Source organism: Mesorhizobium argentiipisi (SeqCode) (genome assembly GCF_037179585.1).
GTDB lineage: Bacteria > Pseudomonadota > Alphaproteobacteria > Rhizobiales > Rhizobiaceae > Mesorhizobium > Mesorhizobium argentiipisi.
In genome coordinates, this window is record NZ_JAPYKO010000008.1 from 23,762 (window position 1) to 41,023 (window position 17,262).

General features: G+C 65.2%; 15 protein-coding genes. 2 read left to right on the top strand and 13 right to left on the bottom strand.

The window, feature by feature from the left end; genetic code table 11:
• Nucleotides 1-13 precede the first annotated feature (13 nt).
• The 6 genes from O7A05_RS13490 to O7A05_RS13515 are packed head-to-tail and all read right to left on the bottom strand — an operon-like array spanning nucleotide 14 to nucleotide 7,123.
• On the bottom strand, nucleotides 14-475 hold the full coding sequence (locus tag O7A05_RS13490; protein WP_337093585.1) for a MarR family winged helix-turn-helix transcriptional regulator: 462 nt from the start codon (nucleotides 473-475) through the stop codon (nucleotides 14-16).
• Nucleotides 472-1,056, bottom strand: a complete 585-nt coding sequence (locus tag O7A05_RS13495) for an amino acid synthesis family protein (protein ID WP_337093586.1) — start codon at nucleotides 1,054-1,056, stop codon at nucleotides 472-474. Before O7A05_RS13495 ends, O7A05_RS13490 begins: the two co-directional genes overlap by 4 nt.
• On the bottom strand, nucleotides 1,049-1,933 hold the full coding sequence (locus tag O7A05_RS13500; protein ID WP_337093587.1) for a UPF0280 family protein: 885 nt from the start codon (nucleotides 1,931-1,933) through the stop codon (nucleotides 1,049-1,051). Before O7A05_RS13500 ends, O7A05_RS13495 begins: the two co-directional genes overlap by 8 nt.
• The gene (locus tag O7A05_RS13505; protein WP_337093588.1) at nucleotides 1,933-3,474 is read right to left on the bottom strand and encodes a 6-hydroxynicotinate reductase; all 1,542 of its coding nucleotides are present in this window, start codon (nucleotides 3,472-3,474) and stop codon (nucleotides 1,933-1,935) included. The genes O7A05_RS13500 and O7A05_RS13505 overlap by 1 nt, the downstream gene beginning before the upstream one ends.
• Entirely contained in the window at nucleotides 3,471-6,218 is a 2,748-nt protein-coding gene (locus tag O7A05_RS13510) for a molybdopterin-dependent oxidoreductase (RefSeq protein ID WP_415927011.1), read from the bottom strand. The genes O7A05_RS13505 and O7A05_RS13510 overlap by 4 nt, the downstream gene beginning before the upstream one ends.
• A 47-nt stretch (nucleotides 6,219-6,265) precedes the next feature.
• Nucleotides 6,266-7,123 (bottom strand): FAD binding domain-containing protein, encoded by an 858-nt coding sequence (locus O7A05_RS13515; RefSeq protein WP_337093590.1) that lies wholly within the window; start codon nucleotides 7,121-7,123, stop codon nucleotides 6,266-6,268.
• Nucleotides 7,124-7,394: 271 nt separating this feature from the next.
• Here O7A05_RS13515 and pncA point away from each other — a divergent pair, with 271 nt between their 5' ends.
• Both pncA and O7A05_RS13525 read left to right on the top strand, forming a co-directional pair.
• Nucleotides 7,395-8,009: a bifunctional nicotinamidase/pyrazinamidase gene (gene pncA, locus O7A05_RS13520; RefSeq protein ID WP_337093591.1), complete on the top strand. Its 615-nt coding sequence runs from the start codon at nucleotides 7,395-7,397 to the stop codon at nucleotides 8,007-8,009.
• Nucleotides 8,010-8,067: 58 nt separating this feature from the next.
• A complete protein-coding gene (locus O7A05_RS13525) occupies nucleotides 8,068-9,468 on the top strand; it encodes a sodium:proton antiporter (protein WP_337093592.1) in 1,401 nt (466 codons plus the stop codon).
• Between the two features lie 114 nt (nucleotides 9,469-9,582).
• Here the strand turns inward: O7A05_RS13525 and O7A05_RS13530 are convergent, their stop codons facing one another.
• The 7 genes from O7A05_RS13530 to pncB form a co-directional block, all read right to left on the bottom strand.
• On the bottom strand, nucleotides 9,583-10,311 hold the full coding sequence (locus O7A05_RS13530) for an ABC transporter ATP-binding protein (RefSeq protein ID WP_337093593.1): 729 nt from the start codon (nucleotides 10,309-10,311) through the stop codon (nucleotides 9,583-9,585).
• The gene (locus tag O7A05_RS13535; protein ID WP_337093594.1) at nucleotides 10,304-11,032 is read right to left on the bottom strand and encodes an ABC transporter ATP-binding protein; all 729 of its coding nucleotides are present in this window, start codon (nucleotides 11,030-11,032) and stop codon (nucleotides 10,304-10,306) included. Before O7A05_RS13535 ends, O7A05_RS13530 begins: the two co-directional genes overlap by 8 nt.
• Nucleotides 11,029-11,991 (bottom strand): branched-chain amino acid ABC transporter permease, encoded by a 963-nt coding sequence (locus O7A05_RS13540; protein WP_337093595.1) that lies wholly within the window; start codon nucleotides 11,989-11,991, stop codon nucleotides 11,029-11,031. Before O7A05_RS13540 ends, O7A05_RS13535 begins: the two co-directional genes overlap by 4 nt.
• Nucleotides 11,988-12,869: a branched-chain amino acid ABC transporter permease gene (locus O7A05_RS13545; RefSeq protein ID WP_337093596.1), complete on the bottom strand. Its 882-nt coding sequence runs from the start codon at nucleotides 12,867-12,869 to the stop codon at nucleotides 11,988-11,990. Before O7A05_RS13545 ends, O7A05_RS13540 begins: the two co-directional genes overlap by 4 nt.
• A gap of 16 nt (nucleotides 12,870-12,885) precedes the next feature.
• Complete coding sequence (locus O7A05_RS13550) at nucleotides 12,886-14,190, bottom strand: ABC transporter substrate-binding protein (protein WP_337093597.1); 1,305 nt, start codon at nucleotides 14,188-14,190, stop codon at nucleotides 12,886-12,888.
• A 156-nt stretch (nucleotides 14,191-14,346) separates the two neighbouring features.
• On the bottom strand, nucleotides 14,347-15,765 hold the full coding sequence (locus tag O7A05_RS13555) for a hypothetical protein (protein ID WP_337093598.1): 1,419 nt from the start codon (nucleotides 15,763-15,765) through the stop codon (nucleotides 14,347-14,349).
• An 81-nt stretch (nucleotides 15,766-15,846) separates the two neighbouring features.
• On the bottom strand, nucleotides 15,847-17,151 hold the full coding sequence (gene pncB, locus O7A05_RS13560; RefSeq protein WP_337093599.1) for a nicotinate phosphoribosyltransferase: 1,305 nt from the start codon (nucleotides 17,149-17,151) through the stop codon (nucleotides 15,847-15,849).
• Nucleotides 17,152-17,262 lie beyond the last annotated feature (111 nt).

Genomic DNA, 17,262 nt, shown 5'->3' on the forward strand with positions numbered 1-17,262 from the left:
CCACAAATTGTCTCTAAGCCAGTTTCGCCAGCAGCCGCAGGAACGTCGCGGTCTCCTTGGCCGTCAGCGGCGCCAACGTCTCCTCGGTGATGGCGCGCGCGAGCGGGATCAGCCGCTCGATCGCCTCACGGCCTTCCGGCGTCAGATTGACCAGCAGGCGCCTTTTGTCGACCTCGTGCTTGGAGACTTCGACCAGCCCGCGCGCCTTCAGCCGGTCGATGACGCCCTTCACGGTTGCGGCGTCCATGGCGATCAGCGTTCCCAACTGGTTCTGCGAGGTTTCGCCGATGTCGTAAAGCTTGGCCAAAGCGGCAAATTGCGGCGGCGTCAGGTCGCCGATATGCGAGGCGAAGATCGAGACATGGCGCTGATGCGCCTTGCGCAGGATGAAGCCGACCTGGTCCTGCAGGTGGTAGTTGTTCTCGTCGCTGTCTTCGGCCTCGACCAGCCGCAGCAGATTGTCCTCGGCGCTCATCTGAGGCCGTCCCATGCCTTGATGTCCTCTGCCGCCAGCCCGCCCATGCGGTTGTGGATGCGCGGACCGCAGGTCATGGCGAGGCAGAACAGGATCTCGTCCGGACGCGGGCCGTCGCTGATGCCGACCTCCATGGCGTCGAAATGGCTGCGCACATAGGCGGCGTTGATGTGGCCGAGCGGCACATCGAGCCTTGACCCGAAGGCGCCGACCTTCTTGGCCGAGGGCACGATCGCCTTGGCATCGCCGAGACGCTCGCGCATGGCGTAGCCGCCCGGCACATGCCACAGCGCGCCGTGCTCCAGCTCCCCTGCCGTGCCGACGATCGCGCCCTTGCCGTAGCCGTCGATCTTCTTCACGTCGCCGCCAAGTGCTGCGATCAGCCTGTCCGAGAGCAGAAGCCCGAGCGGCTTCAGGTCCTCCATCGCGCCCTGCAAATCCTCGACATAACGGCCGGCGAAGGGATTTTTCACAAGCGCCATGGCAGCCGCGCGCAGGCGCGGCTCTCTGGCCGTGGGTCCGCCCTCGTGGAAAATCTCCTCGGTCAGAACCGCAATCTTGCGGATCGGAAACTCAGGCATCGGCAAATTCCTCCAGTGCATGCTTGTCGGGCGCAGCGAGCATCACCGAGCCACTGATGCGGGCCTCGCCCGCCAGAAACAGCGCCGACGCGGCGATCAGGCCGCGCCGGCGAAAATCCTCGGCGACGGCAAGGCCGTTGTCCAGCGCGCGCGCAATCTCGGCGGCGTCAAGTGGGCCGACGCTTTGCGTCACCGGCATCTCACCGAGATCGCTGTCTGGCGCCAGCTCGCGCGCCGCAACGCGTGCGATGGCGGGATGTCCAGGCAGATCGACGGCGTTGGCAATCAGCGTCGCCGCCGCGTCGGCCTCGGCGCCGGTCGGCGCCAGCACCGTGACGGCGTCGGCTATGCCCAGCGAAAACGACCGGCCGCGCCAGCCGCTGGTGGCAACGCCGCGCACGCCCTCCTCGGCGCGAATGGCGACGCGGTCGGCCATGCCATTCCCGGTGCCGGCGATCGCCACCGTCATCGTCTGGCCGATGCCAAGATGGAGAGCGCAGTCGCCGCCATTGTTGACGTAAGCGCGGTCGAGCCGGCGGCCGGCGAGCATTGCGCTGAGAATTTCGTCGGCTACCGAACCGGCAACGGCGGCCATCGGCGTGATGAAGCATTCTGCCAACGGCATGACGGCAGCCTCCATGCGGCGCGCGGTCGGACCGGCGAAATCGCGCGGCGCCAGGAAGAAGGCCGGCAAGCGCAGTTCGGGCAGTTCCTCGACCACCTCGATCAGGATTGTCTGAAAGCGGGCAACCGCCTGTTCGTAAGCGGCGCGGCATTCCTCCGCTTCGCCAAAGGCCTCGACGATCAGGTCGATCGGACCATGGTTGAGATGGAGCCGCCTGCCGTCGGCAAGCCAATGCGCCTGCGGGCCGTTCATCATCCGGCCCCGTTCGCCGCCGCGCGCCGCAGCTGCGCCAGCGGCGGCCAGGGATTGCCGGCCGGCGCGCCGGTGTCGCTGCGCGGATTGAGATACTCACCACCCTTGGTGAGAATGTCCTCCACGCTGCGGATCTCGTTCTCATAGCCGCCCAGCCTGACATAGTCGTCGCGGCGCATGGTGAACTCGATCGGCGCGACCAAAGCCGGCGTCGGCACATAGCCGAAGGCGCCTTCCGGCACGCGGGTGACGTCGACCATCAGCGTGATGCCGCCGCCCGGCCAGACATAGACCGGCGCGCCGCCCACGGTCACATAGGTCTTCAGCCTTTGCACCGAGCGGGTGAGGTTGACCGGGTTTTCGGTGACGCCGGCGCGCAGCGAGCCGCCGGCGCCGCCAATGAACAGAACCGTGCACAGCGCCGGCTCGCAATTGTCCTCGATCAGGCCGACGGACTTTTGCAGCCGCTCGGGAAATGGCTTCTGGACCGGCTTCAGCTGGTCGTCCAGCTCGTAATAGGCGAACTGCTCGCCGGTGGTCGACACCATCAGCAGCGACAGGCCGGGACGCGCGCCCTTCTTGGCGTTCCAGTCACCGAGGATCGATAGCGGATCGGAAATCGTGGTGCCGCCCCAGCCGAGGCCGGGTTCCGACACCTTGAAGTAGCGGCCGGGCGTCGAGCGGCGGCCGATAATCTTTATCCCGGTATCTTCCCAGCCTAGCACCTTGCCGGCCTGATGCTCGGAGACGACGCCGGTGATGTGGTCGTCGACCACCACGACCTCATCGACGAGGCCGCGCCATTGCGTGGCAAACATGCCGATGGTCGCCGAGCCGCAGCCGACGCGCATGCGATGCTCGACCTTGCCGTCGATGACCGGCGCCTTGCCGGCCTCGACGATGACGGTTGCGCCGCCATCGATGGTGAGCTCGACGGGCTTGCGGTTGCAGAGATTGAGCAGCGCGTCGCAGGTGGCACGTCCCTCCGCTTTCGAGCCGCCGGTCAAATGATGGACGCCGCCAAGCGACAGCATTTGCGAGCCGTATTCGCCCGTCGTGACATGGCCGATCGCCTCGCCTTCGGAGCGCACCGTCGCCGTCTCGTCGCCGATGTGGCGGTCGGTGTCGATCTTCACCTTGACGCCGCAATAGGAGAAGATGCCTTCGGTGACAACAGTGACGAGATCGACGCCTTCGACTTCCTGGCTGACGATGAAAGGCGCGGGCTTATAGTCCGGATAGGTGGTGCCGGCGCCGATCGCGGTGACGAAGCGGCGGCCGGTGTTGACCAGCTCGCCGTTCCATGCCTCGCCCTCGGCGACGAAAGGCACGACCGCGCCGCCCGTCTCGGCCGCGTGGTCGAGGATGGTCAGCGGATCCATGCGCACGATGCGGCCGCCGACATTGCCGTAGCGGTCGCAGGCGCCGGTGCGGCCGTCGGCGATGTAGCACATGACCGGGCAGGCATCGCAGCGGATCTTCTCCGCCACCTGCTTCTCACCGGGATCGTGGGTTTCGAAACGTTCGGCAAGCTCGCTCATCGGCGCGCCTCCTTCTCGCGGATCGCTGCCAGGATGCGGCTCGGCGTCGCCGGCACCTTGGTGACTAGGACACCGGTGGCATGACGGATGGCGTTGAGGATCGCCGGCGCCGTCGGGATCAGCACATGCTCGCCCAGGCCCTTGGCGCCGAAAGGGCCTTCGGGGTCGGGTACTTCGACCAGAATATGCTCGACCGGCGGCACGTCGCCGATGGTCGGGATGAGATAGTCGTGCAGGTTCTCGGTACGGCCGGGGATGTATTCCTCCATCAGCGCCATGCCGATGCCTTGCGCGATGCCGCCCTCGATCTGGCCTTCGACCAGCACCGGGTTGATCGCCTTGCCGACATCATGCGCGGCGGTGATCTTGATCAACTTGACGGTGCCCAGCTTGAGATCGACCTCGAGCTCGGCGATCTGCGCGCCATAGCCGTAGACCGCGTAAGGCTTGCCCTGGCCCTTGGCGTCGAGCGGCAGCGTCGGCGGGTCGTAGGTTTCTTCCGCGACGAAGACGAAGCCGTCGGCATCGGCCTTGAGCGCAGCGAGATCGATGCGCCGCGCGGCATCGCCCTCCCGGATGGAGATGCTGTCGCCGTCGAGCGCGATCGTCGCCTGACCAGAGACATTGGCAAAACGCAGGATTTTCTCACGCAGCGCCCGGCCGGCTTTCTCGGCGGCCCTGCCGGTGACAAAAGTCTGCCGCGAGGCGGAGGTCTTGCCGGCATCGGGCGTGATGGCGGTATCGGCGCTCTTCAGCTTGAACTTGTCCAGCGGCAGGCCGAGCGCGTCGGCGCAGATCTGGGCGATGACCGTGTTGGAGCCCTGGCCTATATCGACCGCGCCCTGGTGCAGGACGACGTCGCCGGAGGCCGAGATGCCGACCTTAATGGTGGACGGATTGGGTAACGAGGTGTTGCCGCAGCCATACCAGCAAGAGGCGACGCCGACGCCGCGCTTGCTTGCGGCATGGGTCGCATTGAACGCCTCCGCTTCCGCCAGCGCACGCGCCCAGTGCGGCTTGAGCTGTTCCAGGCATTCGCCGATACCGACACCGGATTCGAGGTGCTGACCCGTGACTGTTTCGTACCCGTTACGAAGACAGTTTTTCAGCCGGAAGTCGAGACGATCCATGCCGAGCTTGGCGGCGAGCTCGTCATAGAGCGTTTCCTGCATGATGGTGGCTTGCGGCACACCGAAGCCGCGGAAGGCGCCGGCGATCGGGCCATTGGTGTAGATGGCGTAGCCCGTCGCCCGGTAGTTTGGCGTGAGGTAAGGGCCGGAGGCATGCACCGGCACGCGGTTGGCGACGGTCGGGCCCCAACTGGCATAGGCACCGGTGTTGAAATCGCCCTCGAAGACCATGCCTGTGACACGGCCTTCGGCATCGGCGCCGATCGTCGCCTTCATCTCGGCCGGATGGCGCTTGGTGGTCGACATCATCGATTCATTACGGGTGTAGGCAAGTGCGGCCGGCCGACCCGTCTTCATCGCCACAAGGCCGATGAGAGGCTGCAGCGAGACATCGAGCTTCGAGCCGAAGCCGCCGCCTGTGGCGGTCGGCACGATACGGACCTTCTCCACAGGAAGGCCCAGCACTTTCGCCGTGTCGTCGCGGTCCATGTAAGGCGCCTGAGTGCAGGCGATGACGACCAGCGTATCGCCATCCATATAGGCGTAGCCGGCTTCGGGTTCGATATAGGCGTGCTCGACAAAGGACGTCTCGATGGTGCCGGAGACGGTGGCGGCCGCGCTGGCGAACGCTCCTTCCGGATCGCCACGCTCGACATGGCCGGAGGTGAGCAGATTGGCCGGGCGGTGCGGATGGATCAGCGCAGCACCGTCGGCTTTCGCGTCGCGCGGCTGCAGCACATGCGGCAGCTCCGTCCAGGCGATAGGGAAATCCGTCAGGTCGAGATCGAGGATCGCTTCGCGGTCGCCCGCCACCAGCGCCACCGCCTCGCCGCGCAGGCGGACAAAACCCTCGGCCAGCGCCGGCTGGTCGGCGAAGGGGCCGATGACGCCAAAGCAATTCTTTCCCGGAATGTCGGCGGCGGTGAAAACGCCGGTGAGGCCAGGATGCGCCTTGGTCCAGGCGTCGAGATCGCCGAAGCTGAATCGAGCGTGATAATGCGGCGAGCGGATGACCAGGACGGACAGCGCGTCGGCAGGGAAGGAGTCGCCACCAAACTTCTCGTCACCGGTGACCTTCGGCACGCCGTCGAGGCGGATCGGCGAGGCGCCGACCGCGTGGCCCGCTTCCGGCAGGCGAAGATCGATGCTGTTCATGTGCTGCGAGGCCTGCATCACCGCCGCAATGATCTTTCGGTATCCCGTGCAGCGGCAGAGCACGCCGCCCAGCGCATCCTGCGTCTCGGCCTCGCTCGGCGTGGGGTTGCGGTCCAGCAGCGCGGTGGCTGCCACAAGCAGGCCGGGCGTGCAGATGCCGCATTGCGCGGCGCCATGTTCCAGGAACGACGCCTGCAGGGCAGACAGCCGGCCATTGGCCAAGCCTTCGACAGTGGTGACGGAAGCGCCGACCACCGAGGCCGCCGGCACCAGGCAGGCACAGACGGGATTGCCGTCGACCAGCACCGTGCAGGCGCCGCAATCGCCGGCATCGCAGCCGACCTTGGTGCCGGTCAGCCGCAACTCGTCGCGCAACACCTGCGATAGCCGCCTGACCGGCGGCACGGATACGTTGACAGCCGCGCCGTTGACCTCGAAGGCGATGTCGGCGCGTTCCATGCCCGACTGGGCCATGCCGGACTGGGTCATGCCGGATTGGACCATGCTCATGCGGCCACCTTGCCTTGATCAAGCCCGACCGCCGCGCACACGGCACGGACGACGATCTCGCGCGCCGCTTGCTCTCGGTACTCGGCGCTGCCGCGCACATCGGCGATCGGCGACAGTTCATCGAATGGCGCCGACAGCACTGCATCGGCAAGCGCTTCATCGATCGGACGCCCGCGCAGGGCCGCCTCGACGCCGGCCAGGCGGCGGGCAACCGCCGAGCAGGAGCCGACGGCGATCGCCGCTCCGGCAATCACGCCATTCTCGACCACCAGCCTCGCCGCCGCCATGGCGATCGAGATGACGAGATAGCGCCGGGCGCCGAGCTTGACGAAGGCCGAGCTGCCGGCAGCGGAATGCTTCGGCACACGGATGGCGGTGACCATCTCGCCCGGCTGCAGCGCCGTGCGGCGATTGCCGAGGATGAATTCACTGAGCGGACGATGGCGGACGGCTTTCGCCGAGCGCAATTCGACATCGGCATCGAGGGCCAAAAGCGCCGGCACGCCATCCGCTGCCGGCGAGGCATTGCAGAGATTGCCGGCAATTGATGCGACATTCTGGATCTGGACCGAGCCGACTTCGCGCGCGGCCGCCTTCAGTGCATCGAAGGCGGGCGGGAGCGGCTGGCGCACGATGTCGGTCCAGGTCGTGCGGGCGCCGATGCGCCAATGCTCGCCGGTCTCGGCGATGCCGCGCAGTTCGGCGAGACCGTTGATGTCGAGGACGTTGTCGCGGAACGGCTTCGCGCCCTGCGCCGGATAGAAATCCGTGCCGCCGGCGAGAATGCGCCAGCGGTCCTCGCCAAGCAGAGCGAGCGCCTCGTCGACCGTGGTGGGTTTCGCGTAACGGATCACGCTCTGCCTTCCAGACAATTGGGCCTTCCTGGCCTCCCGAAGCGCCTGCCTCGGGTCTTCTTGCCGATCTCCGGATCAGGCAAATTCATTCGTATGCAAATGATATCAGGCCGGTCGGAATTGTCAAAGCCGGAGTTGGCGCCGCGAAGACCTGAACGCGATTGTTATGGCGCCGGAGGTTGACGCCGCCGGCCATCTGGTCAAGGTTCCCTCTCCGGTCGCATCAGCGGCTTTTGGACTGGAGCCCCAAGCTGAAACGAGAGGGAACCGCATGGCCGAAGAAGCGCTCATCGTCATCGACCTGCAGAATGATTTTTGCCCCGGCGGCGCGCTGGCGGTTGCCGGCGGCGACGAGATCGTGCCTTTGGTCAACGACCTGATCCGGCGGACCGAGCATGTGATCCTGACGCAGGACTGGCACCCCGCCGGACATTCGAGCTTCGCGTCCAGCCATCCGGGCAAGCAGGCCTTCGAAACGATCGAGATGCCCTATGGGCCGCAGACGCTGTGGCCGGATCATTGCATCCAGGGCAGCCTCGGTTCCGATTTCCATTCCGGGCTCGCCTGGACCAAGGCGGAACTCGTGATCCGCAAGGGATTTCGTACCGCGATCGATTCCTATTCCGCCTTCTTCGAGAACGACCATACGACGCCGACCGGCCTTGCCGGCTATCTCAAGGAACGCGGCATCGACACGATCACCCTGGTCGGCCTCGCCACCGATTTCTGCGTCGCCTTCTCCGCGCTCAACGCGGTTAAGCAGGGTTTCAGGACGACAGTGCGGCTCGACGCCTGCCGCGGCATCGACCTTAACGGCTCGGTCGAGGCGATGCTGAGGCGCATGCGCGAAGCCGGCGTGACGCTCGAAGATCATTCGGCGGATTGACGCCACGGTGAGGCAGCGAGGGGGCTTCACGACATTTGGGGAAGTGTTGGCGGCAGGCATGGCAGCCGCACTTACTCTTGCTTTTCCGCAATCGGCTTTCGCGGCCGAAATCCACGAACTGCCCGGCGCCGCGATGTCGCTCTGGTGGGCGCTTCCCTTTGCCGGCCTGCTCCTGTCGATCGCGACAGGGCCGCTGCTCTTTCCGCATGTGTGGGAGCATCACTACGGCAAGATCGCCGCGGCCTGGGCCGCGCTGGTGGTCGTGCCGCTGGCGATCGTCTTTGGCCTTCCTTCGGCAGGCGAAGCGGTGCTGCACACACTGCTCACCGAATATCTGTCCTTCATCATCCTGTTGTTCGCGCTTTACACGATCTCGGGCGGCATCCTGCTCGCCGGCAACATCCACGGCACACCGCTCGTCAATGCCGGGCTGCTTTTGATCGGCGCGCTGCTTGCTTCGGTGATCGGGACGACCGGTGCCTCGATGATCCTGATCCGGCCGATGCTGCGCGCCAACGACAACCGGCCGATCAACGCCCATGTCGTGATCTTCTTCATCTTCCTGGTCTCCAATATCGGCGGCTCGCTGACGCCGCTTGGCGATCCGCCTCTGTTCGTCGGCTTCCTGCGCGGCGTCGATTTCTTCTGGACGACCGCGAATCTGTGGCGAGAGACGCTGTTCAGCGGCGGGCTGGTGCTCATCGTCTTCCTGGCGCTTGATGTCATGCTGCATCGCCGCGAGGGCGGCATGCCGAAGACCAAGGATCCGACGCCAGACACGAAGGTGCGGCTGCGCGGCCTGGCCAACCTGCCGCTGCTTGCCGGCGTGATCGGCGCGATCCTGCTTTCGGCGAGCTGGAAGCCGGGCATCAGCATCCCGATCCTCGGCGTCAGCCTCGAGCTGCAGAACCTGGTGCGCGACGCGATCATCCTGGCGCTTGCCCTGCTGTCCCTCAAGGTCTCGTACAAGAGCCACCGCGAGGCGAACGGCTTCACCTGGGAGCCGATCGCCGAGGTGGCGAAACTCTTTGCCGGCATCTTCATCTGCATCGTGCCGGTCATCGCCATCCTGCGGGCCGGCCATGACGGCGCGCTGGCGTCGCTGGTGGCATTGGTCACGTCTGCCGACGGCCAACCGAACAACCTCGCCTATTTCTGGCTGACCGGGGCGTTGTCGTCGTTCCTCGACAATGCGCCGACGTATCTGGTGTTCTTCGAGCTTGCCGGCGGCGATGCGCGCCACCTAATGACGGGGGCCGCCTCGACGCTCGCGGCGATCTCGGCCGGCGCAGTGTTCATGGGCGCCAACACCTATATCGGCAATGCGCCGAATTTCATGGTCTATGCCATCGCCCGGCATCGCGGCGTGAAGATGCCCGGCTTCTTCGGCTATATGGCGTGGTCGGGAGCGGTGCTGATCCCTACGTTTCTGGTTGCGGGGTTTCTGTTTTTCGAGTGAGACGGCGCCTTACCTCCCCCTTGTGGAGAGGTCGGACCGTAGGTCCGGGCGGGGGTCGGCGCTGCCCCCGCCCCGCTGCTTCAGCGACCTTCCCCCACAAGGGGGAGGGTAATGTTATCCCACGCCCACATACCTGCGCACGGCCGACGGATCGGCGCGCAAGGCCTCGACACCGACCGTTTCGCGGTTGCGGCCGTTTTCGATGAAACAAACCCTGTCGGCCACCGACAGCACGGCGTCGACGCGCTGCTCGACCAGGATCGTCGAGACGCCGAGTTCGCGCAGCTTCGCCACCGTCTCGCGGATTTTGGCGATCATCGACGGCATCAGCCCTTCGGTCGGCTCGTCCAGCAGCAGTACTTGCGGCTCGAGGCAGAGCGCGCGGGCCATCGCCAGCATCTGCTGCTCGCCGCCCGAGAGCGTGCCGGAGCGCTGCCTCAGCCGCTCCCTGAGCAACGGTAAGAGATCGAGCACGCTCTCGCGGGTTTGCTTGCCCTTGCCGCGCGCCATCAGACCGATCTCGATGTTTTCCGCTACCGTCATCTCGGCGAACAACCGCCTGCCCTGCGGCACATAGGCGACGCCTGCCTTCGGCACGTCATGCGCGGCAAGCCCGGTCAGTTCCTTGCCGTCCAGCCGGATCGAACCGGCCGCAGCCGGCAGCAGACCCATGATCGCCTTCAGCGTCGTCGTCTTGCCGGCGCCGTTGCGGCCGAACAGGCAAAGCACCTCGCCCTTGTTCAGCGTGAGGTCGAGGCCGTAGAGCACCTGCACCTCGCCGTAGAAGCAATCGAGGCCGGAAATGGTGAGCAATCCGCCATTGGTTCTAACGGAGTCAGCCATGGGTCGCTCCGAGATAGGCGTCCTGCACCTCGGCGTTGGCGCGGATTTCACCCGGCGTGCCTTCGGCGAGGATCTTTCCCGAATTGAAGACGGTGATGCGGTCGGCAAGCTGCATGACCACCGGCATGTTGTGCTCGATCAAAAGCACCGTAGCGTCCCTGGCGATCTCGCGCACCAGCATGATGAAATTGTCGATCTCGCTGTCGGCGAGACCCTGCGTCGGCTCGTCGAGGATCAGCAGACGCGGCTTCAGCGCCAGGCCCATCGCCACTTCGAGCAGTCGCTGGTGGCCGTAGGAGAGTTGCCCGGCAAGCGTGCCCGCCCGCTCGGCAAGGCCGGTGCGCTCCAGCGCCGTCATGACGCCGCTTCTCACCTGGCCCTTTGTGCGACCGTCGGTCAGCGTGCGCTGCACCGGCAGCGCGACATTGTCGAAGGCGGTGAGGTTGGCGAAGACGCTGGTGATCTGGAAGGTGTAGGCAACGCCGAGGCGAACCCTTTTGTAAGCCGGCATGGCGGTGATGTCGGCGCCGTCGAAGACGACCATGCCGGAGGACGGCCGGATGCGGCCTGAGAGCAGGCTGACGAAAGTGGTCTTGCCGGCGCCGTTGGGGCCGATGATGGCGCGGATCTCGCCCGGCATCAGCGCGAAGTCGACGCCGTCGACTGCGCGCAGGCCGCCGAAATGGCGCGACAGGCCCTTGGTGGTGAGCAGCGGCGTCATGGCAGCCACTCCAGCCAGCGCTCGCGGATGCTGCCCAGAATGCCTTTCGGGAAGAACAGCACCAACAGGATGAGCGCCACGCCGACGATCAGCAGGTAGGCGGAGGTGAAGCCGCTGGTGATGTCGGTCACATAATACATGAAGAGCGTGCCGATGAGCGGCCCGAGCGTGGTTGCGGCGCCCCCGAGCAGCACCCAGAGCAGCGGCAGGATGGAATATTGCACGGAAGCGAAGCCCGAGCCGACATAGCCGAAGAGCAAGGCATAAGCCGCGCCGGAGGCCGCGCAGATAGCGCCGGAGGCGACGACCGCGGCGAGCTTGTTGGCGACCGTGTCGTAGCCGAGCATCTTGGTGCGCTCCTCATTCTCGCGAATGGCGACCAACACGCGGCCAAAGCGCGAGCGGACGACGGCTAAGGTGACGAGCAGAATGATCGAGAACAGCGCCAGGGCGCTCATGTAGCGCACGGTCGCGTTGGTGAGGTCGAAGGATGCGCCGCCGATCGCGATCACCCGCGACGCCTGCTGGATGACAAGGCCCTGGTCGCCGCCGGTCCAGGTGGCGAAATAGAGGATGAGCAGGTAGAAAACCTGGGCGAACATCATGGTGACGATCATGAAGGCGACACCGGAGGTGCGCAGCGCCAGCAGGCCGATGACCAGGGCGAGCAGCGCGCCACAGGCGACACCGGCGACAAAAGCTTCCGGTACGCCCCAGCCGAGGTGATAGACGGTCAAGCCCGCACCGTAGAGGCCGGCCGAGAAGAACATGGCATGGCCGAGGCTGAGCAGGCCGACATAGCCGAAGAGCAGATTGTAGCCCATGGCGAAGACGGCCAGCGCCATGATCCGGGCGAACAGGCCCTGGTGATAATCCGGCAGGACGAAGTTCAGCGCGAAGAGAAGCGCGACGACGCCGATATGCAGGGCGTAGGTCTTTGCCGGCGAAGCATCCCTCATCTGGACGTCGCCCCGAACAGGCCTTGCGGCCGGAACACCAGCACCATGGCGACGACCAGCGTGGCGATGATCTTGGCCAGGGTCGGTGAGAAGAACATCGAGACGATGCCGTCGGAGAGGCCGATCAGGATGGCGGCCACCACGGTGCCGCGGAGCGATCCCAGGCCGCCGATGATGACGACGATGAAGGAGAGCAGCAGCGGATCCTGCCCCATCAGATAATGCGCCTGGCTGATCGGCACGATCAGCACCGCAGCGATCGCCGCCAGCATGGCGCCGACGGCGAAGACACCGGCATAGACGCGCTCGACCGGGATGCCGAAGGCCTGCGCCGTCTCGCGGTCATACTGGGTGGCGCGCATGACGAGCCCGATCTTGGTGCGGGTCAGCACCAACCAGGTGATGACGAGCAGAATGGCGGACGCGGCGACCACCGAGAGCTTGTAGCCGGAATAGCCGAACCACGGCAAAAGGATGCGGTAGCTGAAAGGCGGTTCGACCGGGCGCGCCTCGGGACCGTAGAAGGTCAGCGCCAACTGCTGGATGATGTAGAGCATGCCGATGGTGGCGACGATGGTGCCTTCGGGATTGTAGTTGAGCCGGCGCAGCACCAGGCGCTCGGCGAGCAGCGCGACCAGCCCGACCAGCAAGGGCGCGATCACGAGCGCGGCGACGAAACCGACCGCCGGGTGGCCGGAAATCGCCGTCGAGATCGCCCAGGCGAGCACCGCGCCCAGCATGAAGAACTCGCCATGCGCGACATTGACGACGCGCATGACGCCGAACACCAGCGACAAGCCAAGCGCCGTCAGCGCCAATACGGCGGAGGTGACGAGGCCTTCGAGCGCGGCGAGGAGGAGGTGGGGTCCGAAATGCATATGCTATGAGACAAGCTCACAGCGCCTGCTTCGTATAATCCCCTTCCGGCTCGTAGAGACCGTCCTCGATCTTGGTCTTGTGGACGACCTTGAGCTTGCCGCCTTCGACCTTGGAGATGTTCTGGATGCCGAAGCACTGGTGGATCTTGCCGTTGAAGGTTTTCGGACCCTGCGGATGCTCCGGCCCCTCGGCGAATTCCTTCAGCGCCTCGGTCGCCTCGACAAGCTTGGCGCGGTCTTCAGGTCCCTTGTAGCCGGCATCCTCCATCGCCTTCTTGACGACGTAGAGCGTTTCCCAGCAGCCGAACATGTGGGCCGCGGCGGAGACGTCCTTCGGGTCGCCGACGGCGGCGCCGTTGTCGTCGATGCCGACCGCAGCGCGGTAGGCTTTCTGCGCCGCCGAGTCATCGGGCTGCGCATAGCGCGGCGAGCCTTCCCAGAAATGGCTGCCGTCGAGGAATTCGAGGCCGGGGCTGTTGATGTCGACGGCTTCGAGCGAGTCGATGAAGCCGAAGAGCTGCGGCCGTTGCGAACCGTAGAATTCGCCGAGCTCCTTGACGAAGGTGAGCACCGCAGGGCCGACCATGACATGGTAGATCACCTCGGTCTCGGCCGGGATCTGCGGGAAGTATTTGGTGAAGGAGGATTCTGTCGGCGGGATGGCAATCTGGGCGATCACGTCGGCGCCTTGCGCCTTCAGCGCGGGCGGCAGGTAGTCGCGGTGGTCGTAGCCGAAGGCGAAGTCGGGGAAGATCTGCGTCACCTTCTTGCCGGCGTTCGCCGCGATCCACGGCGCCATCGACTGAATCTGGCTCTTCACGTCGGTAATGCCGGGCTGGAAAACATAGCGGTTGAGCTTGGTGGAGGCGACGTGATGGCCTTCGCTGACGACGAAATAGGGGATCTTGTTTTCGCCGGCGGCGGGCGCCGAGCCGATCACGACATGCGAGAACAAGGTGCCGAAGACGATGTCGGTCTTGTGCTGCTTGGCGAATTTGTTGACCACCTCGGCGCCGCGCGCCGGATCGGTGCCGTCATCCTCGATGACCAGCTCGACCTTGCGGCCGCTGATGCCGCCGGCGTCGTTGATCGCCTTGACGGCGGCGGCGCTGGTCTTCTCGTACCAGCGGCCATAGGCGGCGCCGATACCGGTGCGGTGAGACTGGAAGCCTATTCTGATCGGCGCCGAGCTCTGCGCCTGGCTGTAACGGACGAAGCCCGGCGCCAGCGCCAGGCCGGCCCCGGCGGCCATGCCCTTCAGCGCGGCGCGGCGCGACAGCGTCGTCTTGGAGAGGTCGAAAAATCCGTTCTTGTCAGCCATGTGGGTTCCCCTGTTTTTTCAGTTTTGACCAGCGATAAGGCGGCTAAACCATCCTCTTGCGAAGGATGGAAAAATTGCATGTGTACAAACTAAATCACCAAAGCCCTGGCCTGGCAAGCGAGCTTTATCCGACCGCTTCGGAGGGGCGCCTTGGTGTCATCCGGCGGTCGGCGTGGCAAGCAGCCAGAGGCCGAAGATCGTGTAGGCGATCATCAGAAATGTGAGCGGAAGCTGGCTGAGCGCCGCGCGCGAAGGCTGAGGGTGGAGACGCCAGGCAAGGCCATGCGCGATCAGAACCGCCAGCACATGGCCGGCGATGATCACGCCGGCCTGGATATTCCACAGCCACCAGGCCGACTGGGCGCCGGCGACGACGCCCGCCTCGACCATCCTGTCGGCGGTGCCGAACAGGTTCCAGCCGAGCGCGAAAGGATCGGAGAGCGCGACCAGCGCATACTGGCCGTCGACCAAAAGCACGGTGAGGTAATGCGCGATGTGATAGGCGAGCGCGATCGGCACGATCGACCAGACCAGCAGGCCCGAAGGCGCCCTCAATGAATGATCGTCGCCGGCAAGGCGCTGTCCAAGAAAAACGGCCGACGCGAACACGGCCGCGAGCAGGACGAAGGTGAGCACAAGGCCGAAGCTGCCGATGCCGATCAAAGCGGTGCGGCCGGGATATTCCAGCGGATTGACGCCGAACAGACCGAGCCAGAAGAAGGTTTTCGACAGCCCGTCGAAGGACACCGACGACAGCGCCAGCAAAAGGAAAAGCGTGCCGCTCAGCGGCAGCGGCGCGGCCGCAAGCAGCTTGGCACCGGGCCAGCAGAGCGAGAGCCGGCCATCGAGGCGCTCGACGGGCGCGAAGCGGGCGACCATTGTGAAGAAGACAGTGAGGAATTCGCCGCGCAGGCTCCAAGCGTCGTAGCCGAAGACGAGCATCGCGACAAAGCTCGCCAGCCAGTAGATGCCGGCGGCAAAAGCCAGGCGGGCCGGATCGTCGGGCGCCGGATCAATCAGCTCGAACCAGGCGAAAGCGAAGAACAGCGCGAAGGCAGGCCAGTAGCCGAGCCATGACGGCAGGCGCGATGGCTTTACATCGCCAGCCTGACGGCCGAAGACGCGAGAGGCGACGCGCCATGGCCCATACCATGGGTTGAGCCAGGACCACAGGTCGCCGAAGACGCCCTGCAGCAGGGTGAAGCCGGCCCAGAGAAGGGTCCAGATCACCAGAGGCAGCGGATTGGAGAGCGGGTCGCGGCTGCCGACGAGGCCAGCGGCGATGAGAAGCGCAAAGCCGGCAAAGGAAATCAGGCTGACGAGGGTTCGTGGAGTGTCGCCGAAGGTGAACAGGGGCAGGCGCCGACGCCAGAAATTGTCGAGGGCGGCAGGCGGCAGCAGCGCCAGCACGAGGAAGCTGACGGCCACCGCCAGCGCGCCGCCGGCGATGTAGTAGCCGGTCGGGAAAAGCAGGACGTGGCCGCGGTCGGAAGCGTGGGCGAAGGCGGAGGTTGGAAGGAGCGAGGTGAGCGCGACGGCTAGGGCGAGAATAACACCAGCGCTGCGATCCTTCACAGAGGGGGGTGGACGGGAACTCAACGTTTCAGAGTTAGGGGCGTCAGGTGGTGATCCAGGCATGGACATCACCGCCATCCCTCACACCTTCACCAGCTGCTCCACCCGCCCCTTCTCGCCAAAAATCCTCAGATACCGCTTGATCTCCTTCTCGTCCCCCGTCGCCTTGGCGGGGTTGTCCGACAGCTTCACCGCCGGCCTGCCATTGGCTTCGGTGACCTTGCAGACCAGCGAGATGGCGTCGAGGCTGTCGGTTTCGGTCGGGGCGCAGCCTTCGAAATCGTTGGTTAGGTTGGTTCCCCAGCCGAAGGACATGCGCACCTTGCCGCGGAAGTGCCTGTAGGTCTCCTCGATGGACTCGACCTCCAGACCGTCGGAGAAGATCAGCAGCTTCTGCTTGGGGTCCTTGCCCTTCTTGCGCCACCAGTCGATGATCTTCTCGCCGCCTTCGATCGGCGGCGCGCTGTCGGGACGGAAGCCGGTCCAGTCGGCGACCCAGTCGGGCGCGTCGCGCAGGAAGGAATCCGTGCCGAAGGCGTCGGGCAGCACGATCAGGAGATTGCCGCCATAATAGCGCTGCCAATCCTGCAGCACCTTATAAGGCGCCTCTCTGATTTCCTTCTCGGAATTGGCGAGCGCCGCGAAGACCATCGGCAATTCATGCGCGTTGGTGCCCAAAGCCTCGAGGTCGTTGTCCATGGCCAGAAGCACGTTTGAGGTGCCGGTGAAGGCCTCGCCGATGCCTTCCTTCAGCGCCTCGACGCACCAGCGCTGCCAGAGGAACGAATGGCGGCGCCGCGTGCCGAAGTCCGAAATGCGGATGCCCGGCAGCGCCTTCAGCCGCTCGGTCTTGGCCCACATCTTGGCCTTGGCGCGGGCATAAAGCACGTCGAGCGCGAACGGACCGAATGAGCGCATCGCCGCGCGCGAGCGCAGCTCGTTGATGATGGCTAAAGCCGGGATTTCCCAGAGCGTCGTGTACATCCACGGGCCTGGGAAGTAGAGTTCGTATTGGCCGCCGTGCTTGGTGAGCTCGTAATCCGGCAGCCTAAAGTCTTCCAGCCAGGCCAAAAACTCCGGCTCGAAGATCTGCTTGCGGCCGTAGAAAGTGTTGCCGCCCAGCCAGATCATTTCCTTCTTCGAAAAGCGCAAGGTCCGGGCGTGGTCGAGTTGCTCGCGCAACTCCCCCTCGTCGATCTCTTCGGCCAGACGCACCGAGGTGGTGCGGTTGATCAGCGTGAAGGTGGCATCGACCTTGGGATACATGCCCCAGATCATCTGCAGCATCAAAAGCTTGTAGAAGTCAGTGTCCAGCAGGCTGCGGACAATCGGGTCGAGCTTCCAGGTGTGGTTGTAGACGCGCCGCGCTATATCGGTCTTTGCCATGCTCGCTCATCCATAAAGCACAACGCACGGAAACGGGGCGTCACGCTTCAAATCCTTGTTCGATCACTCCGGACGGAACCCCGTTGCACGGAATTGCTTTAGCCAACTGCC